Annotated in this window: 33 protein-coding genes and 1 tRNA gene; 27 read left to right on the top strand and 7 right to left on the bottom strand. The window is 34.0% G+C overall.

The genetic code is table 11. The annotated features are described in order from the left end of the window. Positions 1 to 209: 209 nt before the first annotated feature. The gene (locus tag PMT9312_RS08550; protein ID WP_036923859.1) at positions 210 to 575 is read left to right on the top strand and encodes a CAAD domain-containing protein; all 366 of its coding nucleotides are present in this window, start codon (positions 210 to 212) and stop codon (positions 573 to 575) included. A 7-nt stretch (positions 576 to 582) separates the two neighbouring features. Here PMT9312_RS08550 and PMT9312_RS08545 read toward each other — a convergent pair whose 3' ends face one another. Continuing rightward, the gene (locus PMT9312_RS08545; RefSeq protein WP_011377201.1) at positions 583 to 1,461 is read right to left on the bottom strand and encodes a fructosamine kinase family protein; all 879 of its coding nucleotides are present in this window, start codon (positions 1,459 to 1,461) and stop codon (positions 583 to 585) included. Positions 1,462 to 1,465: 4 nt separating this feature from the next. Here PMT9312_RS08545 and crtD point away from each other — a divergent pair, with 4 nt between their 5' ends. After that, positions 1,466 to 2,971 carry a C-3',4' desaturase CrtD gene (gene crtD / locus PMT9312_RS08540; protein ID WP_011377200.1) on the top strand — a complete coding sequence of 502 codons (1,506 nt, stop codon included), beginning with the start codon at positions 1,466 to 1,468 and terminating at the stop codon, positions 2,969 to 2,971. Here the strand turns inward: crtD and PMT9312_RS08535 are convergent. Continuing rightward, positions 2,961 to 3,800, bottom strand: coding sequence for a prephenate/arogenate dehydrogenase (locus PMT9312_RS08535; protein WP_011377199.1), 840 nt, complete (start codon positions 3,798 to 3,800; stop codon positions 2,961 to 2,963). The two genes, crtD and PMT9312_RS08535, sit on opposite strands and share 11 nt — an antisense overlap. 94 nt (positions 3,801 to 3,894) lie before the next feature. On the opposite strand from PMT9312_RS08535, the gene PMT9312_RS08530 reads away from it, so the two are divergent. Next, entirely contained in the window at positions 3,895 to 5,343 is a 1,449-nt protein-coding gene (locus PMT9312_RS08530; protein ID WP_011377198.1) for a DNA helicase, read from the top strand. Positions 5,344 to 5,372: 29 nt separating this feature from the next. Then, entirely contained in the window at positions 5,373 to 5,618 is a 246-nt protein-coding gene (locus tag PMT9312_RS08525; RefSeq protein WP_011377197.1) for a DUF2839 domain-containing protein, read from the top strand. 2 nt (positions 5,619 to 5,620) lie between these two features. Here the strand turns inward: PMT9312_RS08525 and recA are convergent, their stop codons facing one another. The 5 genes from recA to ndhN form a co-directional block, all read right to left on the bottom strand. Beyond that, complete coding sequence (recA, locus tag PMT9312_RS08520; protein WP_011377196.1) at positions 5,621 to 6,718, bottom strand: recombinase RecA; 1,098 nt, start codon at positions 6,716 to 6,718, stop codon at positions 5,621 to 5,623. A 106-nt stretch (positions 6,719 to 6,824) separates the two neighbouring features. Then, positions 6,825 to 7,607 (bottom strand): HAD family hydrolase, encoded by a 783-nt coding sequence (locus tag PMT9312_RS08515; RefSeq protein ID WP_011377195.1) that lies wholly within the window; start codon positions 7,605 to 7,607, stop codon positions 6,825 to 6,827. A gap of 16 nt (positions 7,608 to 7,623) precedes the next feature. Continuing rightward, positions 7,624 to 7,695: transfer RNA gene (locus PMT9312_RS08510), tRNA-Gln, on the bottom strand. A 94-nt stretch (positions 7,696 to 7,789) separates the two neighbouring features. Then, the gene (locus tag PMT9312_RS08505; RefSeq protein WP_011377194.1) at positions 7,790 to 8,797 is read right to left on the bottom strand and encodes an LdpA C-terminal domain-containing domain; all 1,008 of its coding nucleotides are present in this window, start codon (positions 8,795 to 8,797) and stop codon (positions 7,790 to 7,792) included. A gap of 5 nt (positions 8,798 to 8,802) precedes the next feature. Beyond that, positions 8,803 to 9,279, bottom strand: a complete 477-nt coding sequence (ndhN, locus tag PMT9312_RS08500) for an NAD(P)H-quinone oxidoreductase subunit N (protein WP_011377193.1) — start codon at positions 9,277 to 9,279, stop codon at positions 8,803 to 8,805. A 281-nt stretch (positions 9,280 to 9,560) separates the two neighbouring features. Here ndhN and rplC point away from each other — a divergent pair, with 281 nt between their 5' ends. The 23 genes from rplC (at position 9,561) to rpsK (ending at position 21,120) form a co-directional block, all read left to right on the top strand. Further along, positions 9,561 to 10,214: a 50S ribosomal protein L3 gene (rplC, locus tag PMT9312_RS08495; RefSeq protein WP_011377192.1), complete on the top strand. Its 654-nt coding sequence runs from the start codon at positions 9,561 to 9,563 to the stop codon at positions 10,212 to 10,214. After that, entirely contained in the window at positions 10,211 to 10,843 is a 633-nt protein-coding gene (rplD, locus tag PMT9312_RS08490) for a 50S ribosomal protein L4 (RefSeq protein ID WP_011377191.1), read from the top strand. Before rplC ends, rplD begins: the two co-directional genes overlap by 4 nt. Beyond that, on the top strand, positions 10,840 to 11,142 hold the full coding sequence (locus PMT9312_RS08485) for a 50S ribosomal protein L23 (protein WP_011377190.1): 303 nt from the start codon (positions 10,840 to 10,842) through the stop codon (positions 11,140 to 11,142). The genes rplD and PMT9312_RS08485 overlap by 4 nt, the downstream gene beginning before the upstream one ends. 11 nt (positions 11,143 to 11,153) lie before the next feature. Then, positions 11,154 to 12,017, top strand: coding sequence for a 50S ribosomal protein L2 (rplB, locus tag PMT9312_RS08480; RefSeq protein WP_011377189.1), 864 nt, complete (start codon positions 11,154 to 11,156; stop codon positions 12,015 to 12,017). A gap of 37 nt (positions 12,018 to 12,054) precedes the next feature. Then, on the top strand, positions 12,055 to 12,333 hold the full coding sequence (gene rpsS, locus PMT9312_RS08475; protein WP_011377188.1) for a 30S ribosomal protein S19: 279 nt from the start codon (positions 12,055 to 12,057) through the stop codon (positions 12,331 to 12,333). Next, the gene (gene rplV, locus PMT9312_RS08470) at positions 12,330 to 12,716 is read left to right on the top strand and encodes a 50S ribosomal protein L22 (RefSeq protein WP_011377187.1); all 387 of its coding nucleotides are present in this window, start codon (positions 12,330 to 12,332) and stop codon (positions 12,714 to 12,716) included. Before rpsS ends, rplV begins: the two co-directional genes overlap by 4 nt. Continuing rightward, positions 12,716 to 13,447: a 30S ribosomal protein S3 gene (rpsC, locus tag PMT9312_RS08465; protein ID WP_011377186.1), complete on the top strand. Its 732-nt coding sequence runs from the start codon at positions 12,716 to 12,718 to the stop codon at positions 13,445 to 13,447. The genes rplV and rpsC overlap by 1 nt, the downstream gene beginning before the upstream one ends. An 11-nt stretch (positions 13,448 to 13,458) precedes the next feature. Next, positions 13,459 to 13,941 (top strand): 50S ribosomal protein L16, encoded by a 483-nt coding sequence (rplP, locus tag PMT9312_RS08460; RefSeq protein WP_011377185.1) that lies wholly within the window; start codon positions 13,459 to 13,461, stop codon positions 13,939 to 13,941. After that, positions 13,938 to 14,156, top strand: coding sequence for a 50S ribosomal protein L29 (gene rpmC, locus PMT9312_RS08455; RefSeq protein WP_011377184.1), 219 nt, complete (start codon positions 13,938 to 13,940; stop codon positions 14,154 to 14,156). The genes rplP and rpmC overlap by 4 nt, the downstream gene beginning before the upstream one ends. Positions 14,157 to 14,166: 10 nt before the next feature. Next, entirely contained in the window at positions 14,167 to 14,433 is a 267-nt protein-coding gene (gene rpsQ, locus PMT9312_RS08450; RefSeq protein ID WP_011377183.1) for a 30S ribosomal protein S17, read from the top strand. Next, positions 14,430 to 14,795 (top strand): 50S ribosomal protein L14, encoded by a 366-nt coding sequence (rplN, locus tag PMT9312_RS08445; protein ID WP_002807235.1) that lies wholly within the window; start codon positions 14,430 to 14,432, stop codon positions 14,793 to 14,795. Before rpsQ ends, rplN begins: the two co-directional genes overlap by 4 nt. Beyond that, complete coding sequence (rplX, locus tag PMT9312_RS08440) at positions 14,796 to 15,152, top strand: 50S ribosomal protein L24 (RefSeq protein ID WP_011377182.1); 357 nt, start codon at positions 14,796 to 14,798, stop codon at positions 15,150 to 15,152. 74 nt (positions 15,153 to 15,226) lie between these two features. Beyond that, positions 15,227 to 15,766, top strand: a complete 540-nt coding sequence (gene rplE, locus PMT9312_RS08435) for a 50S ribosomal protein L5 (protein WP_011377181.1) — start codon at positions 15,227 to 15,229, stop codon at positions 15,764 to 15,766. Between the two features lie 9 nt (positions 15,767 to 15,775). Continuing rightward, positions 15,776 to 16,177 (top strand): 30S ribosomal protein S8, encoded by a 402-nt coding sequence (rpsH, locus tag PMT9312_RS08430; protein ID WP_011377180.1) that lies wholly within the window; start codon positions 15,776 to 15,778, stop codon positions 16,175 to 16,177. Between the two features lie 12 nt (positions 16,178 to 16,189). Beyond that, positions 16,190 to 16,729, top strand: coding sequence for a 50S ribosomal protein L6 (rplF, locus tag PMT9312_RS08425; RefSeq protein WP_011377179.1), 540 nt, complete (start codon positions 16,190 to 16,192; stop codon positions 16,727 to 16,729). Between the two features lie 15 nt (positions 16,730 to 16,744). Beyond that, a complete protein-coding gene (gene rplR, locus PMT9312_RS08420; RefSeq protein WP_011377178.1) occupies positions 16,745 to 17,113 on the top strand; it encodes a 50S ribosomal protein L18 in 369 nt (122 codons plus the stop codon). Positions 17,114 to 17,128: 15 nt separating this feature from the next. Further along, positions 17,129 to 17,752, top strand: coding sequence for a 30S ribosomal protein S5 (rpsE, locus tag PMT9312_RS08415; protein WP_011377177.1), 624 nt, complete (start codon positions 17,129 to 17,131; stop codon positions 17,750 to 17,752). A 5-nt stretch (positions 17,753 to 17,757) separates the two neighbouring features. Then, entirely contained in the window at positions 17,758 to 18,216 is a 459-nt protein-coding gene (gene rplO, locus PMT9312_RS08410; RefSeq protein WP_011377176.1) for a 50S ribosomal protein L15, read from the top strand. Positions 18,217 to 18,246: 30 nt separating this feature from the next. Further along, on the top strand, positions 18,247 to 19,566 hold the full coding sequence (secY, locus tag PMT9312_RS08405) for a preprotein translocase subunit SecY (RefSeq protein WP_011377175.1): 1,320 nt from the start codon (positions 18,247 to 18,249) through the stop codon (positions 19,564 to 19,566). After that, positions 19,566 to 20,114, top strand: a complete 549-nt coding sequence (locus tag PMT9312_RS08400; RefSeq protein WP_011377174.1) for an adenylate kinase — start codon at positions 19,566 to 19,568, stop codon at positions 20,112 to 20,114. Before secY ends, PMT9312_RS08400 begins: the two co-directional genes overlap by 1 nt. A 45-nt stretch (positions 20,115 to 20,159) precedes the next feature. Next, positions 20,160 to 20,276, top strand: a complete 117-nt coding sequence (rpmJ, locus tag PMT9312_RS09525) for a 50S ribosomal protein L36 (protein WP_011377173.1) — start codon at positions 20,160 to 20,162, stop codon at positions 20,274 to 20,276. 41 nt (positions 20,277 to 20,317) lie between these two features. Continuing rightward, positions 20,318 to 20,683 carry a 30S ribosomal protein S13 gene (gene rpsM / locus PMT9312_RS08395; protein WP_011377172.1) on the top strand — a complete coding sequence of 122 codons (366 nt, stop codon included), beginning with the start codon at positions 20,318 to 20,320 and terminating at the stop codon, positions 20,681 to 20,683. A gap of 44 nt (positions 20,684 to 20,727) precedes the next feature. Further along, positions 20,728 to 21,120, top strand: coding sequence for a 30S ribosomal protein S11 (gene rpsK / locus PMT9312_RS08390; protein WP_011377171.1), 393 nt, complete (start codon positions 20,728 to 20,730; stop codon positions 21,118 to 21,120). Positions 21,121 to 21,139 lie beyond the last annotated feature (19 nt).

The raw sequence follows: 21,139 nt of genomic DNA, 5'->3' as shown, positions 1-21,139 counted from the left end.
TTTTTTCATGTTTTTGTTAGAACTAGGTGATAATGTGAAGTTTTTATAAATCAATTTTAAGGTTAAATAGCTTCAAAAACTTTATGTGCCAACACATTTCAAAAATACAAAATGTTTCGGTTCGGAATTTTGCACAACAAAAAGGTAGTCAATTGGCATTTTTTCCGATACTGTCTGGTTCATATATATAATTTGCAGCCTGAATGTTCATGAGTGACAACACTTCTGAGTCAAATCAAGACTCTGGCTCCGATACAAGCGCCGACACCAAAAGTTTTTCAGAGAAGTATTCTGATGTAATGGGAAAAGTCAACCAAACACTTGGAAATGTTGATTGGACCCAAATGGGAAAATACGGTAAAGCAGCAGGCATTATTGCCGTTGTAATTATCGCCCAAATAATAATCAAAGTTGTCATTGACACGATAAACTTTTTCCCAATTCTTCCAGGTTTACTGGAACTTTTAGGCGTATTTGTTGTTGGGCAATGGAGCTGGCAGAATCTTCGTACCAGTGAAAATCGTGAAGCTGTTTTAGATAAGGTACAAAATCTTAAGAAGACATATTTAGGGTAGTTAAAGATTACATATTGAGTATTGCTTGTACGTAATCTTTAACTTGTTTTAAGTAACCTCCTCCAAACATATTGGCGTGATTCAATATGTGATAAAAATTATAAATAATAATTCTTTTTTCAAATCCGTTTTTTATAGGAAAAATTCTATGATATTCTTCATAAAATTCTTTTCTAAAACCTCCAAATAGTTTTGTCATAGCTATATCTACTTCATTATCTGCCCACCAAGATGCCGGGTCAAATATAACCCCCCTTCCACTTTCGTCCATTCCTGTATTGCCCGACCACAAATCGCCATGAACTAGAGCATTTATTGGTTTGTGATTCAGTAATTCTGATTTAATTTTTTCTTTAACTTTATTTATAATTTCTTTATCTAAAATCGTCGATTTAAGAATTAATAATTGAGGTATTATCCTTAAGTTTAAAAAACAATCTATCCAATCTTCTTCCAAGCCTTTCTTCTGATCTGTAGTTCCAATAAAACCCTCAACTGGAAACCCAAACATTTTGGGATTAGATTCAGCTGATTTTAAGTGTAATTCACCTAAACCTTTTCCAAGCTTTTTTTGGTCAAAATTATGCATATTGATCCATTCAATTAATAGAATCTCTATATTTTTTATATTTTTATATGCAATAACTTTAGGAATAACTAAGTTTTCTTGATTAATATATTTTCTCAAATTTTGAAGACAATATTTTTCAAATTCAAGAAATTTTTTGTTTCTAATGTTTCTTTTAAGAAATAATTTTTTGTTTGAGAATTCTATTCGCCAGGCACTATGAATATCACCACCATGTACTTGTTCAATACTTTTTGGATAAGTTTCACCTAATTCTTCACAAATTTCGTTAATTTCAATAGGGGATAATTTTTGCATTTTAATGAGAAAGTCTGAAGTTATTGTTGTAGGCGCCGGTATAGCAGGACTTACTTCTGCAGCGATTTTATCAAAACAAGGCTTATCAGTAACTTTAATCGAATCTCATACTCAATCCGGAGGATGTGCCGGTACTTTTAAAAGAAAGAATTATATTTTTGATGTTGGTGCAACTCAGGTTGCGGGTTTAGAGAAGGGAGGAATACATTCTAGAATTTTTGAATTTTTAGATATTCCATCCCCAGAAGCCAAAATTTTAGACCCTGCTTGCATTGTTGATTTAAATGATGGTGCTAATCCTATACCTATTTGGTATGAAAAAAGTAAATGGATTGCTGAACGAGAAATGCAGTTTCCTGGGAGTCAAAGATTTTGGAAACTTTGTACTCTCATACATGAAAGTAATTGGATATTTGCTAATAATAATCCTGTATTACCAATAAGTAATTTTTGGGATTTTTCTCAAGTTCTTAAAGCACTAGTACCTTCAAACCTTGTCACAGGTATCTTACTTAAATCTACTATTTTTGATTTATTGCGGATATGTGGATTATCTAAGAATGAACGATTGATTAAATTCTTAAATCTTCAACTAAAACTTTATTCTCAAGAGGACGTTTATAATACTGCAGCTTTATATGGATCTACTGTTCTTCAGATGTGTCAACAGCCACATGGTCTGTGGCATCTTAAAAAATCTATGCAGTCTTTAAGTGAATCATTAGAAGGTTCATTGATTAAAACTGGAGTTAATTTAATTTTTGGGCAAGAAGTTAATTCTATAACTTTTGACAACGTAAATATGTGTTGGAAAGTATCTGCTAATTCGAAAAAAAAATCATTTATTTACCAAGCAAAAGATGTGATTTATACCGCGCCTCCACAATCTTTACTCAAGCATTTGAAAGATCCTTTAGAACGAAAAAAAAATTATAAAAATCGACTTAATAATTTGCCTAATCCAAGTGGAGCTATAGTTTTTTATTCAGCATTAAAAAAAGAACATATTAAAAAAACATTCTCCAATCATTATCAATTTGTTTCGAAAGAATTTTGTTCGTTATTTGTATCAATTAGTGATGATGGTGATGGAAGAGCGCCAAAAGGTGAGGTTACTTTAATTGCGAGTATCTTTGCCAAGACTAAAGATTGGTTTGATCTAGATAAACAAACTTACTTAAAGAAGAAAAATAGTTTCATGAAAAAAATATCGCTTGAATTGGAAAGTCAATTTGATATTGATCCTGAAAAATGGCTTCATAGGGAATTAGCAACTCCATTGGGCTTTGAAAAATGGACAAAAAGACCTAATGGAATAGTAGGCGGGCTTGGTCAAAAACCAGATATTTTTGGTTTATTTGGATTATCAAGTAGGACACCTTTTGAAGGTTTATGGCTATGTGGAGATTCTATTTATCCAGGAGAGGGGACTGCAGGTGTTAGTCAGTCTGCATTAATGGTTTCAAGGCAAATTTTAGCTTCCAAAGGTATAAAAAATTTTAGTTTATAAAATTTTGTCTGTTTTCTTTTGCTTCAGCCAGTTTGTTAGAAAGTAACTCCCAATTTTTTTCTTTAATAAGCGATTCCAGTATATTCAGCTTATTTTTAAAATTATTTATGGAATTTAAAACATTAATCTGATTATTAATAGCTAAATCTAGGCCTAGTTGTTCATTGCCGCCACCAACTCTCGAAGTGTCAGCAAATCCTGTAGCAGCTAATTTTTGCGTGAGATCTAATAAAGATTGATTATTTTTTGTATGCGCAGTTTCAATTAGGGCAGAAGCTAAAAATATAGGAAGATGAGAAATTAGAGATACTGCTTCATCATGCTCTTTTGGCGAAGCTTGGCAAATTTCACAATCCATTGATTTTATGATCTCGGAAATTGTTCTCACTGCATTTAAATCACTATTTTGTGTTGGAGTAATAATCCATTTTGCATTTTTAAAAAGACCTTCAAAACCTGAATCAACTCCTTTTTTTTCTGTTCCTGCCATTGGATGAGATCCAATAAATAGAGGATGTAAATTTTCCCATGTATTTACAATTGGTTCTTTAACAGATCCTACATCAGTTAGTATTGTTGCCTGAGGTATTGATGATACCAATTTTTGAGACGGACTGATCAAATCTTTGATAGGCAATGCCAAAATTATTAGCTCACATTTTTTTAATAAGCTCAGATCACAACTAACAAAATTTGCAAGTTTTTTATCCTTAGCTTTTTTTTCATTAAATTCATTATTTGCTATTCCATAAATTGTATGATTTATACTTTGGAGTTTTAATCCTAAAGAACCCCCAATTAAACCTAATCCTACTATTCCAATTTTCATAGATTGATTAATTCAAAACCCTCTTATTTATATTGATACCAATTTTTTGTATATTAGGTTCATAAATTTTGTATGTATTTGAAATTAATTATAAATGCTTGAAACTTTAAGTCATCAATATTTGAAAAATTTTTTGAGAGATCAAAGTAATAGTTGGGAACACATATATTCTTTTGGGAGGATAATTTCCAAATGTATTGAAAATGATTCTATATATCTAATTAATTCAGAAATTTTCTCTACCTATGATTGGATCCCTCCAATTATGATTTCTTTATTTTTAAAGGAAGAGGATTCAACTTTTATTTTGTCTAAAGAAAAAATTCAATTTATAAGCCAATTTCAGATTGATTCATTGAAAAATCTAGGTTTTAATTTTATTTTGAAAAATGATCAATTTATTTTTGCAAATCATCATGTTCGCTTGATGACAATCCAAAATTTACTTAATGATCCCAATTCTCGTAATCTTAGAAATCATCGAATAGTTTATTCTGGAATTGAGGATATAAAAGAGGATTTAAAAAAGCATTTTAGAATTTCTTTACATAAAAAGGATTGGACAAAAAATTTTAAAGAATTTGAATTAATCAATCAAAAATTTATAAAAGTATATGATTCGTTTAAGAAAAAGTTTTTCATGAGAAAGGTCTTAGGAACTAGTTATATCAATTTAGATGAAAAAGAAATTAGTTTCTTTTCAAACTTTTTTTGTGAAAATTCTTTTTTTTCTGATAAATTTTTAAGCGTCAACAAAGCATTATCTCAAGGTTGGGCATGCTGGGTAAAGTTAAACGATACAAATTTAGATTGGAATTTGTATTTGCAGCCAATAGATGAACTTTCTCAAATTAAGGAATTTTTTTCAAATAATAAATTTGTTTTTTTATCATCATTGAGAAAAGATAATTTTTTCCAAATGTATTTTAAAAAGCACAGTTTAGATATTGACTTGGTTATTAATTTTAAAAGTAATTTTGAAGAGAAAAAGATTTCATTATATATACCCTCTAAACAGTTGCTTCCTAATAATCCTCTTTTTACCAATTCAATCGTGGATAAATGCAAAAAGTTAATACTTTTTAGAAAGGGTTTAACGTTAGTTTTGTCTGATGATATTGATTTAAAAACTAATCTTGCTACAGAATTAGCTTCTAAGTACGGGAAGAGGGTATTGCTAGAGACAATTCCATCTGGTAAAAATGAAATCCTTTGCTCTAGTTTTGACTGGTGGATAATTAATTCTTATTTAATTCAAATTCCAGAACAAATTATCATTCCTTTACTTCCGATTCCGAATATGTCAGAACCTATTAATGCAATTACAGTCTCTCATAAAAATAAGCTTTCTCAAGATTGGTTTAGAGACTTCTTTCTTCCTCAAGCCAGAATAAAACTTGAAAGATCTATTTCACCTTTAAGAAGAAATTCAGGTAAGTTAATAATCTTAGATGGAAGAGCAAATAAAAGAAACTGGGGAAGATTACTTTTGAAAAACATTCAACCCTCAAAACAAATTAACTATATGCTACCTTTTGAGTAGGTTATGATTTTGTAAATACCTAAAGAAATATGGGAGAAGCAAAAAGACGTAAAACACTTGGTTTACCTCCAAAAAAAAATAATACTACAACTAAAATTGATGAGTCTCCAAGATTATTTGAATGGCTGCCCTTTACAATCAATCAAAGAGATAACCTAATTAAATTAAGTATTAAGGCAAGTTGGTTTGGGATCGGAGGGTTAGTAATCTTATGGATTGTAGTGAGATTTATAGGCCCTGCTGCTGGGTGGTGGACTTTAGCTGATTCTTTATAAATCTAAGCTACTGTTTTTATATCATTAACAGCGATTGTATTAGCAGGATTGCTATTTAATGCTTTCATTGAATTAGAACTGACTTCAGTTCCTTCTGTTAATTTCTCTTTAACCATAGATTCTACTTTATTCCTGATTTCTAAGTTTTGATCAAGCCAAATAATTGTATTATCTCTTCCTTGTCCAATATTTTCTCCTTCATAACTATACCAAGCACCTCTCCTTATGATGATATTAGTCTCTTCTGCTAAATCTAATAAACATCCTGTTGTACTAATACCTTTTCCGAAGAGAATATCAAACTCTGCAATTCTAAATGGTGGTGCAACTTTATTTTTTGCTACTTTTACTTTTGCTCTTATGCCATATTCTTCAGTACCTCTTTTAAGAGTTTGAATTCTTCTGATATCAAGTCTCACTGAGGCGTAAAATTTTAATGCATTACCTCCTGTGGTTGTTTCTGGATTGCCGTATGTAACGCCAATTTTTAGGCGTAATTGATTCAGGAATATTACCGTACATCCAGATTTCCCAATATTTCCTGTTATTTTCCTCATCGCTTGGCTCATTAGCCTTGCTTGGCTGCCAATTACGTGATCTCCCATCTCTCCTTCTATCTCGGCTCTTGGGGTTAGTGCTGCGACCGAGTCAACAACTACAAGATCTACTGCACTCGATCTTATAAGTTGGTCAACTATTTCCAGAGCCATTTCACCTGTATCTGGTTGTGAAACTAACAAATTTTCAACATCAACTCCTAAAGAGGCTGCATAAACTGGATCGAGTGCATGCTCAGCATCTACAAATGCAGCTACTCCTCCATTCTTTTGGACTTCCGCAATCGCGTGAAGCGTTAATGTTGTTTTTCCTGAACTTTCTGGTCCGTAAACTTCTACTACTCTTCCTTTTGGGTAGCCCCCTCCTAATGCTAAATCTAAGGTGAGCGCTCCAGTAGATATTGTTTCTACTTTCATTCTTGAGGCGTCACCAAGTCTCATTATTGATCCTCGTCCAAAATTTCTTTCTATTTGACCTAAGACAAGACTTAAAGCCTTGTCTTTTTCTTTTGATTCGGGTTTTTTCTTTTCTTCAAGGCTCATTGTTTGATTTATCGGTTAAAGTTCTTGTAATTATTCTAAATTTGGAAATTTTTATTTAAACCAAACTTCATAAATACAAACCATAGTACATCTGTACTCTAGCCGATTATCTTTTAAATGCAACTAATTCCTCAAGGTTGCCTAATTTTAATAATTTGATTTCATTACTTAAAGTATCTCTATCTGTTCCTTTCAAATATCCCCAATCTGCGAGGAAGCATGGAATGTGAGAAGTTTCTGAATTTTGTTTAATATCTATTAGAGTTTTTTTTCTATCTTCTATGAAACCTAAAATTTCATAAGTTTGTGTAAGCTTTTCAGTTATTTTGATTTTTGTTCCTGATTCATAACCAAAAATAAATTCTGGAAAAATATTTAATTGTTTAAGAATTTTTTCTGCAAATATTTTACTCTTAGTTGTTATAACTCCAATTTTTATTTCTCTTTTCCTTAATTCTTTCATGAAATTTATAATTTCAAAAAAAGGATTATGTAAATTTACCCACGATTTAAAATCTTTATCAATTTGGTACTTGCGTGACTTATCTAACATTTTTTGTAAATCTTCGGCAATCCAGGAATTTTCATTTAATATCCTCTGGCAATTTTGATGATAATTATTCATGAAATCATCTTTATTATCATTTTTTAATGGATTTTCTGTTTTTATAATTTCGTGAACAATTAGAATCATTTCCCAACCATATTTAACCCAAGGCCTAATTTCTTTGAAAGAATTTGGTACTTTTTCATAAAGTTTTTGATCAATAGAGATGTAGGGTGAATTCAAATATCTTTCACAGGCCAGCAAGGAACTATGCCAATATTCTTGCATTCCATCGACTATTACTCCATCGAAATCAAATAGAAATATTTTTTGAGAAGACACCAATTGAATATTAGAACTGGGCCGCTAGGATTCGAACCTAGGAATGTCGAGACCAAAACCCGATGCCTTACCACTTGGCGACGGCCCATTGAATTTCTATTTTAATACATGAAAAGATTTTTTTCTATCCAAAAAATACAAAGTTTTTATAAACATGGCGCTAGTTTTGAAAAATAAAAATATTATTTGAATGAGCTCGATTTCCATGGCTCTAGAAATTTCTGAGCTTTTTTGATCGCTAAAGCCATTCTTTCAGGATACTCATAGATTTTTTTGTTATTTTTGTGAGCAAATTCAATAAGGGGCTGCATAATTTTTCTTGCAGCACTTCCAAATGCTATTCCGTCTGGGAGATTGTTTGAATTCAAAAATTCATGAGTTTTTTCATTTGTTCCTCCTGCTAATTGAATTAATCCTGGTGGAAGATCCGAACCAATTTTTTCAAATAACTTAACAGCATCTCTACTTGTTATAGGAGCAAGATCTCCAGACATTGGCCTTCCATCTAGCTGCCAAATAAGGGGTATATCAAGTTTTTTAAGAATTTCATATCTTTCCCAAAGAGCTTTCAAAAGATCTTCGGGCTCTTGTGATTTTTTGAAAGATTGATTTAATCCACAACTGATAGATATCTTGTCTAACTTCATTTCAGAACTTTTAAGGATATTGACAACTTTTGTAAAAGAATTTAGGCGATTGATTGCTGTATGAATTTCTACTGCATTAGGCTTTATTTTTTGAATTGTTGATGCTAAATCATCTTTTGACAAATTATATTCATATTCACTAATTAGATTTAGGGGACAGCTATTCAAACATCTTCCACATCCATAACATTTACTCTTTTTGATCCCAGAATTATCAATTGCAAAGGTGGGGCATACTTTTTCGCACGGTCTTGGACAATTAGGAGGACATTTTAACGAATCAAATTTTGCTTTACGAAAGTGTATATCATTACCATCACTAATGCTTATCATTAATCCAGGGGAGTTTTTAAAGACATTTTTTGCCCACTCGATTCCTTTTTTTGCTGCATGGACTATAGATTCTTCTGCGGCAACATCTATGTAGTCGACACCAGCAGCAGTATAAATTGCACATAAATCTTCTATGGCAACAATATCTTCATTACTGGCACCACAAATTAATTTAATCCATTTATCTTTTTTATTCTTGGTTGTAGTCAAACAATTTAACTTTCAAATTCATCTAAAATATAATTACTTAATGGCTTCCATTCAAGTTTTCTTGAACCTCCCATTTCAACAACTATTGATAGTTTATTATCATTAGTGCAAATCTCTATTAAGCTCTCTAATTCAGACTGAGACAATACTTGACCTTCTAATAACCAAAGTAATTTATTTTTATCATTTTCATTAAATAACTCAGAAGCTTGTGGGATTACTTGTTGAACTTCCCCGAGCGCTCCATTTCTTCCTACGCTTTGATGACCAAGGTGCGGAGGTCTCACGCCATGCAATTTGAGCAAGAAGACTTCTGGATCTCCAAGCCCTCTTGCGGAGGTTATAAAAGTTTTAAAGCCCTTGGCCCTCATTCTCCTCAAAAGACGAGTTTCATAACCTCCTTCAAGAGGAGCAAAGATTGCAAGACATTTGTTAGTTTTTAAATCGTTATGAAACTGTTTCCCTGTGAGAAGTAATGGCATAAAAATTTCCTTTATTTCTATTTTATTTTATTTTATGGTACTTGATGATGTACAATTGTAACTCAGTGAATTTTTAAGCTCGCAAGCTAGCCGAGCCTCTGTAAAATTTCACATTTTTTAGCGTTTCGTTAGAAAATTCAGGTGGGTTTATCCCAAGAGAAACTATCTATATTTTTTAGATAAGTCTCAACCTTATTAATTGTTTTTTTATTAACTTCACCTTAATAACTGAAGGTTTTAGGTAATTTAAAAATCATTACGAGCTAGCCTAATTTAGTCTTATGTCTATAGGAATTTTAGGAAAGAAATTGGGTATGTCCCAACTTTTCGATGACAAAGGTAATGCTGTACCAGTTACGCTTATAGAAGCTGGTCCATGCCGTGTCACTCAATTGAAAACTACCACTTTGGATGGTTATTCCGCCGTTCAGATAGGATATGGATTGTCTAAAGACAAGCATATAAATAAACCTGAAAAGGGACATTTATTGAAGTCAGGTGAAGAACTTTTAAAGCACTTAAAAGAATATAGGGTTGAAGAAACTACATCTTATGAAATTGGAAATCAAATAACAGTAAAAAACTTTGAGGTCGGCCAAAAAGTTGATATTAGTGGCAAATCTATGGGTAGAGGTTTTGCTGGTTACCAGAAAAGGCATGGTTTTAGCAGAGGTCCTATGAGTCATGGCTCAAAAAATCATAGAGCTCCAGGTTCTACAGGAGCAGGAACAACCCCGGGCAGAATTTATCCTGGGAAAAGAATGGCAGGAAGATATGGAGGTAAACAGATAACTACAAAAGGTTTGTTAGTTCTAAAAATTGATGATCAGAAAAACTTGCTAGTGATAAAGGGTTCTGTTCCAGGTAAGCCTGGCTCAATTGTCAACATTAAGCCAAATAATGTTGTAGGTAAAAAAGGAGGTCAAAAATCATGACAACAATAGAAACTCTTAAGTGGGATGGAAAAAAATCCGGCGAAGTTAAACTTGACTTAACAGTTGCTAAGGAAACTTCTTCAGCAGACTTAATCCATAGAGCAGTTCTTAGGCAATTAGCAAATAAAAGACAAGGCACTGCATCAACTTTGACAAGATCTGAAGTAAGAGGTGGTGGTAGAAAGCCATATAAACAGAAAGGTACAGGAAGAGCTCGTCAAGGTTCAATAAGAACCCCCTTAAGACCTGGTGGTGGAATTATTTTTGGCCCTAAACCGCGTTCTTACAATCTTGATATGAATCGAAAGGAACGGAGGTTAGCTCTAAGAACAGCACTTATGTCAAGAATATCTGATGTGAAGGCTGTTGAAGATTTTGGATCTACCCTAAAGCAACCTAAAACAAGTGACATTATCAATGGCCTTACTCGATTAGGAATACAAAAAACTGAAAAAGTTTTGGTTATTCTTGATAGTCCCTCTGAGGTAATAAAAAAATCCATAAATAATATTGAAAAAGTAAAATTAATAGCCGCCGATCAACTAAATGTATTTGATATTCTCAACGCTAATAAGTTGGTCATTGGTCAATCAGCAATAAATAAAATTAAGGAGGTTTATGCATCATGAGTAAATTATTTGATTCTCGTTTAGCAGATGTAATAAGAAAGCCAGTTATTACTGAAAAAGCTACAAACGCACTAGATCTTAACCAATATACTTTTGAAGTCGATCATAGAGCGGCAAAGCCACAAATTAAAGCTGCTATTGAAGCCTTGTTCAGTGTTAAAGTCATAGGAGTTAACACTATGAATCCTCCTAGGAGAACAAGAAGAGTGGGCAAATTTTCCGGTAAACGTTCTCAGGTCAAGAAGGCAATTGTTCGTCTTGCTGAAGGAGACAAAATCCAACTATTTCCAGAATCTTAAGGAGTTTAATCATGGCAATTCGTAAATTTAAACCTTATACACCTGGCACTAGACAGAGAGTAGTTACTGACTTTAGTGAAATAACAAGTGCTAAACCAGAGAGATCACTAATAGTGTCAAAACATAGAGTTAAAGGCAGAAATAATCGTGGAGTTATTACTTGTCGTCATCGTGGAGGTGGTCACAAAAGACAATACAGATTAGTTGACTTCAGAAGAGATAAAAGGAACATTAATGCTAAAGTTGCTGCTATTCACTATGATCCTCATAGAAATGCTAGGCTTGCACTTCTATTTTACGAGGATGGAGAGAAAAGATACATTATCGCTCCAGCTGGAGTAAAAGTTGGCCAAAATGTCATATCAGGGGAAAGTGTTCCAATAGAAGATGGCAATGCAATGCCACTCTCTGTGATGCCTTTAGGATCTAGTGTGCATTGTGTTGAGTTATACGCAGGTAGAGGTGCTCAGATGGTTAGATCTGCAGGAGCTAGTGCCCAAGTTATGGCAAAAGAGGGAGATTATGTTGCTTTAAAACTTCCATCTACTGAGGTAAGACTTGTTAGAAAAGAATGCTATGCAACTCTTGGAGAAGTTGGTAACTCAGAAATAAGAAATACTAGCTTAGGTAAAGCAGGAAGAAGAAGATGGCTTGGAAGAAGGCCCCAAGTAAGAGGAAGTGTAATGAACCCATGTGATCACCCACATGGAGGAGGAGAGGGAAAAGCACCAATTGGTAGAGCAGGCCCTGTTACTCCATGGGGTAAACCAGCTCTTGGGTTAAAGACACGTAAAAAGAACAAACCAAGTAATAAATTAGTAGTTCGAAGGCGTCGTCGCATTTCTAAGAGGAGTAGAGGAGGAAGAGACTCTTGATTACTTCATTTATTACCTTAATTTCTATTTTATAAACATGGGACGTTCACTAAAAAAAGGACCTTTTATAGCAGATAGCTTGCTTAAAAAGGTAGAAAAACAAAATACCGATAATGACAAGTCTGTTATCAAAACTTGGTCTAGAGCCTCTACGATTTTACCTTTAATGATTGGCCACACAATTGCTGTTCATAATGGTAAGACTCACATTCCTGTATTTATTACCGAACAAATGATAGGCCATAAATTAGGAGAATTTGCTCCTACACGTACTTACCGTGGCCACATAAGAGATAAGAAAGGAGCAAAATCATGACTAATACATCTGAAACAACAAAAACAGCAATTGCTCATGGAAACTATGTTCGCGGATCAGCTTCTAAAGTGAGAAGAGTTTTGGATCAAATAAGGGGTCGGTCATATAGAGATGCATTAATTATGTTGGAATTTATGCCTTACAGATCTACTGATCCTATTACTAAAGTTCTAAGATCTGCAGTTGCTAATGCAGAGCATAATTATGGAATGGATCCATCCACCTTAATTATTTCCTCTGCATGGGCTAATAATGGTCCTGTAATGAAAAGGTATAGGCCTAGAGCTCAAGGTAGAGCTTTTTCTATCAAAAAACAGACTTGCCATATTAGTATTTCTGTTGAATCTGCTCCTACTCAAATTAATGCGGAGGTACAAAACTAATGGGACATAAAATACATCCTTCTGGACTAAGATTAGGAATTACACAAGAGCATCGTTCCAAATGGTTTGCTACTTCCAAGACATATCCAATTCTTCTCCAAGAAGATTTTAAAATTCGTACTTTCATACAGAAAAAATATGGTGCAGCAGGAATTAGCGATGTATTAATAGCTAGAAAAGCTGATCAACTTGAACTTGAATTAAAAACTGCAAGACCAGGAGTGATTGTGGGAAGACAAGGAAGTGGTATTGAAGAATTAAGAGCTGGAATTCAAAAAACTATAGGAGATAATACAAGGCAAGTTAGAATAAATGTTGTTGAAGTAGAGCGTGTTGACGCCGACGCTTTTTTACTGGCTGAATATATCTCTCAACAACTGGAAAAAAGAGTTGCTTTTAGAAGAACTATAAGGATGGCCCTACAAAGGGCTCAAAGAGCTGGTGTCTTAGGTCTAAAAATACAAGTAGGTGGAAGGTTAAATGGCGCTGAAATTGCTAGAACAGAATGGACTAGAGAAGGTAGAGTCCCTCTACATACCTTGAGAGCTGAAATTGATTATGCGACTCGTGAAGCTAACACAACTTACGGTGTTTTAGGCATTAAAGTTTGGGTTTTTAAAGGAGAAGTTCTTCCTAAAGAAGAAAAAACAATTCCAGTGGGTGCAAGCCCCAAAAGGAAAGCTGGTAGAAGACCTCAGCAATTTGAGGATCGTTCAAATGAGAATTCATAGGAGGTATAAAAATGCTTAGTCCAAAACGTACTAAATTTCGTAAACAACATAGAGGCAGAATGAGGGGAGTAGCCTCTAAAGGCAATACGATCGCTTTCGGCCAATTTGCTCTCCAAGCTCAAGACTGTGGTTGGGTCACTGCTCGTCAAATTGAAGCAAGTAGACGAGCAATGACAAGATATATTAAGCGTGGAGGTCAAATCTGGATAAGAATATTTCCTGATAAACCTGTCACCATGAGACCTGCTGAAACTAGAATGGGTTCTGGTAAAGGTAATCCCGAGTTTTGGGTTGCAGTTGTAAAACCAGGGAGAATACTTTTTGAAATGGGTGGAGATGATATTACAGAGGAAATTGCAAAAGAAGCTATGCGTCTAGCTCAATACAAACTTCCTGTAAAGACAAAATTTATCTCGAGTGATAAAAATCTAGAAGTTTCTTCTCAAGAAAACACAAAAAATAATAAAGAATCTCAAGAGGAGGTTAAACAGTGAAAAACTCAGAGTCACTTAAAGAATTTAAAAAATTAAATTCTGCTCAAATTACTGAAAAGATTGACCAATTAAGAAAAGATCTTTTTGATTTGAGATTCAAGCAAGCTACTAGACAGCTTAATGAAACTCATAAATTTAAAACCATTAAGAAACAAGTTGCACAATTACTAACTCTCAGTAAGAGTCAATCTGCTTCTCAAACAACTTCTGAATAATTACTTAGTTATGGCACTTAAAGAAAGAATTGGAACTGTTGTCAGCGACAAGATGGATAAGACGGTTGTTGTTGCTGTTATTAACAGATATCCACATCCTACTTATAAAAAAATTGTAAGTAGAACCACAAGATATAAGGCACATGATCCTGAAAATACATGTGCTTTAGGTGATCGAGTTAAGATTAGAGAAACTAGACCGCTTAGCGCTCATAAAAGATGGGCAATACAAGAGATCCTCAATAAAACTAGTCAGACAAAGGAGGTTAAAAAATGATTCAACAAGAAACTTATTTAACAGTCGCTGATAATAGCGGTGCGAAAAGACTCCAATGTATTAGGGTTTTAGGATCTAATAGAAGATATGCACATGTTGGGGATGTAATTGTAGCAACTGTAAAAGATGCACTTCCGAATATGGGAGTTAAGAAATCTGAAGTTGTAAAAGCCGTCATCGTTAGAACTAAAGCAACATTAAGAAGAAATACTGGTAATTCCATCAGATTTGATGATAATGCTGCTGTTTTGATTAATGAAGATAAGAATCCAAAAGGTACTAGAGTTTTTGGTCCTGTAGCTAGAGAACTGCGGGATAAAAATTACACTAAGATTGTTTCTCTTGCTCCGGAGGTGATTTAAATGTTGGATTCATTAAAACAAAAGAAAAATTTCCAAAGAATAAAAATGAGAATCAAAACTGGAGATTTGGTAAAAGTAATTAATGGCAAGGACAAAGGGAAAACTGGTGAGGTTTTAAAAACTATCCCTCTTGAAAATAGAGTGGTAGTTAAGGGCATTAACCTTAGGACTAAACATGTAAAACCAACTCAGGAAGGAGAAACTGGAAGAATACTTACAGAAGAAGCATCTTTGCATGCTTCAAATGTAATGTTCTTTTCAAAAGATAAAAATCTTACAAGTAAGATTGAATACTTTATTGATAAACAGGGAGTAAAAAAAAGAAGGTTGAAGAAAACTGGTGAAGTAATTGATTAATTTTTCATCAGAAATCAGATTTCAACTTTTTCTAATTTATCAATTCTGACAAAGACCAGAATTAACAAAAAATTATGACTCTAAAAAATCGCTACAAAGAATCAATTAGGCCAAAACTTTTAAAGGATCTTGGTCTTAAAAATATTCATCAAGTACCTAAAGTTGTCAAAGTCAACGTAAACAGAGGCCTTGGTGAGGCAGCTTCAAATTCAAAATCTCTAGAAGCCTCTTTAAACGAAATGGCAACAATTACAGGACAAAAGGCCTTAGTAACTAGGGCTAAAAAAGCCATCGCGGGTTTTAAAATTCGTGAAGGTATGCCCATTGGTTGTACTGTAACTTTGAGAGGAGACAGGATGTATTCTTTTTTGGAGAGATTTATAAATCTTGCGTTACCAAGAATCAGAGACTTTAGAGGAGTCAATCCAAAAAGTTTTGATGGGAGAGGTAATTACACCGTTGGAGTGAAAGAGCAATTGATTTTTCCTGAAATCTCTTTTGATAAAATAGATTCAATAAGAGGTATGGATATAACTATTGTCACTAGTGCAAGATCAGATCAGGAAGGTAAAGCTCTTTTGCAAGAGTTAGGAATGCCTTTTAGTAAGAATTAAATTAAAACCATGTCAAATCACGATCCTATTTCAGATATGCTTACTCGAATTAGAAATGCGAGTCAAAAAAAGCATACAACTACAACAATCCCAGGTTCAAAAATGTCCTTGAGTATTGCTAAAGTGCTTCAAAAAGAGGGGTTCATTTCTGATATTAATGAGGAAGGAGAAGGTTATAAATCACAAATAATACTCAGTCTCAAATATAGTGGTAAAAATAAATTCCCCACTATTCGGTCTATGCAAAGAGTTAGTAAACCAGGTTTGAGAATTTATAAAAATACAAGAGGCTTACCAAAAGTACTTGGAGGTCTTGGAGTTGCCATTATCTCAACTTCTAAAGGCGTCATGAGTGATCGCGATGCCAGGAAGCAAGGCATTGGCGGTGAAGTCCTTTGCTATGTTTATTAAGGAGAATTAATCATGTCAAGAATCGGAAAAACACCAGTACTTATTCCAGAAAAAGTTACAGTTGATTTGGATGGATTAATAGTTACTGTAAAAGGTCCCAAGGGTGAGTTAAAACGTTTGATGCCTGAGGGAGTTAGTTTTGATAAAAAAGATAATACTGTCGTAGTAAGTCCTACTACAAATAAAATACATTCAAGGCAAAGACATGGTTTATGCAGAGCCTTAATTGCAAATATGGTTGAAGGGGTTACTCAAGGTTTTTCAAAGAAACTTGAAATTGTAGGGGTTGGATCCAGAGCACAAGTAAAAGGTAAAAATCTAGTTGTAAGTGCAGGATATAGTCATCCTGTAGAAATGATCCCCCCTGATGGTATAACATACAAGGTTGAGAGTAATACAAACGTTACCGTATCTGGAATTGATAAGGAGATTGTTGGCAATGAAGCAGCAAAAATCAGATCAATTAGACCTCCAGAGCCATATAAAGGAAAAGGAATTAAATACCATGATGAGAGAATTCTCAGAAAAGCTGGTAAATCTGGCAAAAAATAATTCCACTTAATAAAAATGACCAAACTTTCCAGGAAATTACAAACCCAAAAAAGACACAGAAGATTAAGAAGATCTGTAATAGGAGATGCAACGCGTCCCAGATTGTCTGTTTTTCGCTCTAATAACCATATTTATGCCCAGGTTATAGACGATAGTGCTCAAAAAACTATTTGTTCGGCCTCAACAGTTGACAAAGAACTCAGAGAAAAATCAGACAAATTACCTTCCGATTGTAATTCTTCTTCTATTGTTGGAAAATTATTAGCAAATAGAGCTATAAAAAAAGGGATTAAGCAAGTAATTTTTGACCGTGGAGGTAATTTATATCACGGGAGAGTTAAAGCTCTTGCAGATGCTGCTCGCGAAGCTGGCCTAGAATTCTAACTTTTTATTTTTACTATGACTGACACTCCAACAAAACAAGAAATTACATCCAAGAATGATAAAGTTCCTGGAGCTATTCCTGGCGAACAAAAAAAGAATAATCGTAATAACGATCGAAAAAGAAATAGAAGAGGTGATTCGAAAAATCTTGAGAGAGATTCTGATTGGCAAGAAAGAGTTGTTCAAATAAGACGAGTATCTAAAACTGTTAAGGGTGGAAAAAAAATGAGTTTTAGAGCAATCGTCGTTGTTGGTAATGAGAAAGGTCAAGTTGGAGTTGGAGTTGGAAAAGCTGGAGATGTCATTGGTGCTGTTAGAAAGGGAGTTTCAGATGGCAAAAAGAATCTTGTTCGAGTTCCCTTAACTCCAAATAATTCAATACCAACTTTATCTAAAGGTAGAGATGGAGCTGCAAATGTACTTATTAGGCCAGCTGCACCAGGTACAGGTGTAATTGCTGGTGGTTCAATTAGAACAGTTTTAGAATTAGCAGGCATAAAAAATGTCTTAGCAAAAAGATTGGGTAGTAAAACACCTTTAAATAATGCAAGAGCTGCTATGGTAGCTCTTTCTCAATTAAGAACACACAAATCTGCTTCAAGGGAGAGAGGGATCTCACTTGAACAGCTCTATTCTTGAAAATTATGACTTCAACATTAAATACACTTAAATCAAACTCTGGCTCTAGAAAGAAAAAATTAAGAAAAGGTAGGGGTATTGCTGCTGGACAGGGTGCTTCATGTGGTTTTGGAATGAGGGGTCAAAAGTCTCGTTCTGGAAGACCAACACGTCCAGGTTTTGAAGGTGGGCAAATGCCTTTGTATAGAAGAGTTCCAAAATTAAAGCACTTTGAAATAATTAATCAAAAGAACTTTTCTATAATAAATTTAGATAAATTAAAAGATTTCAATGATAATGATACTGTTAACCTAGACTCGCTAGTTAAGAAAGGATTGATCTTTAAGCCAAAATTCCCTTTAAAAATTCTTGGCAATGGAAAAGTTAATGTAAAGTTAACAGTTCAAGCTCATGCATTCACAAAAGTTGCAAAGCAAAAAATTGAGGACGCAGGTGGATCTTGCGAGCTTCTAAATAATAAATAAATTTACTAGAAAATTTAGGTAAGCTTCAAAATGTTTGTCAACAAAAGTAGAAATCCTAGCGCTTCTGAAATACTATCCCAATTATTTTTAAATAAAGAGCTAAGGAGTAGAGTTTTAACAACTTTAGGGCTTCTTCTTTTAGTAAGACTTGGTATCTATATCCCCATGCCAGGTATTGATAGGGTTGCTTTTAAAAGTTTTATAGATCAAGGAGGTCAATTAATAGGATTCTTAGATATTTTTACTGGAGGAGGAATTTCAACCTTAGGAATCTTCGCATTAGGCATACTTCCTTTTATAAACGCATCAATTATTATTCAGCTTCTTACAGCTTCCTTACCTGTTCTTGAAGATTTACAAAAAAATGAGGGGGAAGCTGGTAGAAGAAAAATTGCTCAAATAACTAGATATGTTTCTTTGGGTTGGGGGTTCTTGCAGAGTATCATTTTTTCATTAATCCTTAGACAATATGCAATACAGGGCATAAGTGAAACTACATTTGTCTTGCAAACATCTATTGCTTTAGTTACTGGGTCAATGTTAGTGATGTGGTTTAGTGAAATTATTACAGAGAAAGGTATTGGACAAGGAGCTTCATTGGTAATATTTTTGAATATTGTTTCGACTTTGCCAAAGGCTCTAAGTTCAACAATCGAAAAGGCTCAAACTGGTGATAGAGGAGACGTTTTAGGTATAGCAGTTTTACTTGGAGTTTTTTTACTTACAATTGTTGGGATAATTTTTGTCCAAGAGGGTGCGAGACGTATTCCTATCGTTAGTGCAAAAAGGCAAATAGGAAATGCAACATTACTTCCTACAAGGCAAAGTTATTTACCTTTAAAATTAAATGCAGGTGGAGTCATGCCTATTATCTTTGCATCTGCTTTAATTTTTTTACCAATCACTATTGCAAATGTAACTGGTAATCCATTCTTAATAAAAATAGCTAGTAGTTTAAATCCTGGATCCTCAAATCCATGGCCATATGCTCTTACATTCTTCGCCTTGATTTTGGGATTCTCCTTTTTTTATGCATCCCTTACGATTAATCCAGTGGATGTGGCATCAAACCTAAAGAAAGGAGGAGTAGCAATACCAGGGGTTAGACCTGGAAGTAATACAGCAAACTACTTATCAGGGATACAAAATAGGTTGACATTATTAGGAGGATTATTTCTGGGATCAGTAGCTATAATCCCAGCTGCAGTAGAAAGAGCGACAAATGTCCAGACTTTTCAAGGTTTAGGAGCAACTTCATTACTCATCCTCGTGGGTGTTGCTATTGATACTGCTAAGCAAATTCAGACTTATGTTATTTCCCAAAGGTATGAGGGACTAATTAACAATTAATGAAAAAACATTTACTATTTTTAGGAGCCCCTGGCGCAGGGAAAGGGACTCAGGCGGAATTATTAAGTAAAACCAATTCTTACTTGCACCTTTCCACAGGTGAATTGTTAAGAAAAGAAATTGAAACGAATACTAACCTTGGTAGACAGGTAAAGGATATTATTAACCGGGGAGAACTTGTGAGTGACGAACTTGTATTAAAAATAGTAAGGCAAAATTTAGATCAGGATAATAAAGGTTGGATTCTAGATGGTTACCCAAGAAATTTATCTCAAGCAAATTCATTGAATGAGGTTTTAATTGAGATCAATCAACCTTTAGAAGTAGTTTTTTACTTAGATATTCCAGAAGAAGTTCTAATAAAGCGTTTGCTTTTAAGAGGGAGAAAAGATGATACTGAAGAGACTATTAGAACAAGAGTTGACATTTATAAAAAAACTACAGAACCATTGATTAAATATTTTAAAGATCTTTCATTACTAGAATATATTGATGCTGATAGAGATTTAAAAACCATTTCCTCTGATATCAAACAAAAAATGGCTTGATGATGATGTAGAATATAGAATTAACGTTTTATTTGTAAAACCCCTATGAAGGTCAGATCTTCAGTCAAAAAAATTAGCCCTGACGATCAGATCGTGAGGAGAAGAGGTAAAATCTATGTTATTAACAAGAAAAGACCTCGCAATAAACAACGTCAGGGTTAAATTTAAACCCTTTAATTAAAACTTTTACTTACTCAAAACACGTGGCCAGGATTGCAGGAATTGACATACCTCGCGAAAAGCGAGTTGAAATTGCACTTACATACGTCTATGGAATTGGTTTAACAAGATCTAAGCTAATTCTTGCTAATGCGGGTGTAAACCCAGATATTCGTGTCAAAGATCTTTCAGATTCTGATGTGCAAAAACTTAGAGGTGCTACAGAGGAATTTACCTTAGAAGGAGATTTGAGAAGAAAAGAGGGAATGGCCCTAAAACGTTTACAAGATATAGGGTGCGTGAGAGGAAGAAGACATAGAATGAGCCTGCCAGTGAGAGGCCAAAGAACTAGAACTAATGCAAGGACAAGACGTGGTTCAAGAAAAACAGTTGCTGGAAGAAAAAAATAATTAACTAAATCTATTCATCAATTCCAGTATTAAATTAAAACATCATGGCAGCTACAGTAAAAAAAACAGGTTCAAAGAAATCCAAACGTAATGTACCTAATGGTGTGGTACATATTCAAAGCACATTTAACAACACAATCGTTTCTATCACTGATACTTCTGGTCATGTAATTTCTTGGTCTTCTGCAGGTGCCAGTGGATTCAAGGGCGCCCGTAAAGGTACGCCATTTGCCGCTCAAACAGCCGCTGAAGCAGCAGCTAGGAGAGCACTTGATCAAGGTATGAGACAAATAGAAGTATTAGTTAGAGGGCCAGGCTCAGGTAGGGAAACGGCCATAAGAGCTTTACAAGTGGCCGGTTTAGAAATAACTCTAATAAGAGATGTAACTCCATTACCTCATAATGGATGTAGAAGACCTAAACGGAGACGCGTTTAGATCTTAACCATTCTCAACC

It is taken from the genome of Prochlorococcus marinus str. MIT 9312 (assembly GCF_000012645.1).
Taxonomy (GTDB): domain Bacteria; phylum Cyanobacteriota; class Cyanobacteriia; order PCC-6307; family Cyanobiaceae; genus Prochlorococcus_A; species Prochlorococcus_A marinus_L.
The sequence above is the reverse complement of the archived record's forward strand: the minus strand, read 5'-3'. Positions and strand labels throughout refer to the sequence as shown.

Bases quoted from the DNA above. Each gene is read 5' to 3' on its own strand.
- PMT9312_RS08550 (WP_036923859.1), top strand. From the start codon at position 210: ATGAGTGACAACACTTCTGAGTCAAATCAAGACTCTGGCTCCGATACA.
- PMT9312_RS08545 (WP_011377201.1), bottom strand. From the start codon at position 1,461: ATGCAAAAATTATCCCCTATTGAAATTAACGAAATTTGTGAAGAATTA.
- crtD (WP_011377200.1), top strand. From the start codon at position 1,466: ATGAGAAAGTCTGAAGTTATTGTTGTAGGCGCCGGTATAGCAGGACTT.
- PMT9312_RS08535 (WP_011377199.1), bottom strand. From the start codon at position 3,800: ATGAAAATTGGAATAGTAGGATTAGGTTTAATTGGGGGTTCTTTAGGA.
- PMT9312_RS08530 (WP_011377198.1), top strand. From the start codon at position 3,895: ATGCTTGAAACTTTAAGTCATCAATATTTGAAAAATTTTTTGAGAGAT.
- PMT9312_RS08525 (WP_011377197.1), top strand. From the start codon at position 5,373: ATGGGAGAAGCAAAAAGACGTAAAACACTTGGTTTACCTCCAAAAAAA.
- recA (WP_011377196.1), bottom strand. From the start codon at position 6,718: ATGAGCCTTGAAGAAAAGAAAAAACCCGAATCAAAAGAAAAAGACAAG.
- ndhN (WP_011377193.1), bottom strand. From the start codon at position 9,279: ATGCCATTACTTCTCACAGGGAAACAGTTTCATAACGATTTAAAAACT.
- rplC (WP_011377192.1), top strand. From the start codon at position 9,561: ATGTCTATAGGAATTTTAGGAAAGAAATTGGGTATGTCCCAACTTTTC.
- rplD (WP_011377191.1), top strand. From the start codon at position 10,211: ATGACAACAATAGAAACTCTTAAGTGGGATGGAAAAAAATCCGGCGAA.
- PMT9312_RS08485 (WP_011377190.1), top strand. From the start codon at position 10,840: ATGAGTAAATTATTTGATTCTCGTTTAGCAGATGTAATAAGAAAGCCA.
- rplB (WP_011377189.1), top strand. From the start codon at position 11,154: ATGGCAATTCGTAAATTTAAACCTTATACACCTGGCACTAGACAGAGA.
- rpsS (WP_011377188.1), top strand. From the start codon at position 12,055: ATGGGACGTTCACTAAAAAAAGGACCTTTTATAGCAGATAGCTTGCTT.
- rplV (WP_011377187.1), top strand. From the start codon at position 12,330: ATGACTAATACATCTGAAACAACAAAAACAGCAATTGCTCATGGAAAC.
- rpsC (WP_011377186.1), top strand. From the start codon at position 12,716: ATGGGACATAAAATACATCCTTCTGGACTAAGATTAGGAATTACACAA.
- rplP (WP_011377185.1), top strand. From the start codon at position 13,459: ATGCTTAGTCCAAAACGTACTAAATTTCGTAAACAACATAGAGGCAGA.
- rpsQ (WP_011377183.1), top strand. From the start codon at position 14,167: ATGGCACTTAAAGAAAGAATTGGAACTGTTGTCAGCGACAAGATGGAT.
- rplN (WP_002807235.1), top strand. From the start codon at position 14,430: ATGATTCAACAAGAAACTTATTTAACAGTCGCTGATAATAGCGGTGCG.
- rplX (WP_011377182.1), top strand. From the start codon at position 14,796: ATGTTGGATTCATTAAAACAAAAGAAAAATTTCCAAAGAATAAAAATG.
- rplE (WP_011377181.1), top strand. From the start codon at position 15,227: ATGACTCTAAAAAATCGCTACAAAGAATCAATTAGGCCAAAACTTTTA.
- rpsH (WP_011377180.1), top strand. From the start codon at position 15,776: ATGTCAAATCACGATCCTATTTCAGATATGCTTACTCGAATTAGAAAT.
- rplF (WP_011377179.1), top strand. From the start codon at position 16,190: ATGTCAAGAATCGGAAAAACACCAGTACTTATTCCAGAAAAAGTTACA.
- rplR (WP_011377178.1), top strand. From the start codon at position 16,745: ATGACCAAACTTTCCAGGAAATTACAAACCCAAAAAAGACACAGAAGA.
- rpsE (WP_011377177.1), top strand. From the start codon at position 17,129: ATGACTGACACTCCAACAAAACAAGAAATTACATCCAAGAATGATAAA.
- rplO (WP_011377176.1), top strand. From the start codon at position 17,758: ATGACTTCAACATTAAATACACTTAAATCAAACTCTGGCTCTAGAAAG.
- secY (WP_011377175.1), top strand. From the start codon at position 18,247: ATGTTTGTCAACAAAAGTAGAAATCCTAGCGCTTCTGAAATACTATCC.
- PMT9312_RS08400 (WP_011377174.1), top strand. From the start codon at position 19,566: ATGAAAAAACATTTACTATTTTTAGGAGCCCCTGGCGCAGGGAAAGGG.
- rpmJ (WP_011377173.1), top strand. From the start codon at position 20,160: ATGAAGGTCAGATCTTCAGTCAAAAAAATTAGCCCTGACGATCAGATC.
- rpsK (WP_011377171.1), top strand. From the start codon at position 20,728: ATGGCAGCTACAGTAAAAAAAACAGGTTCAAAGAAATCCAAACGTAAT.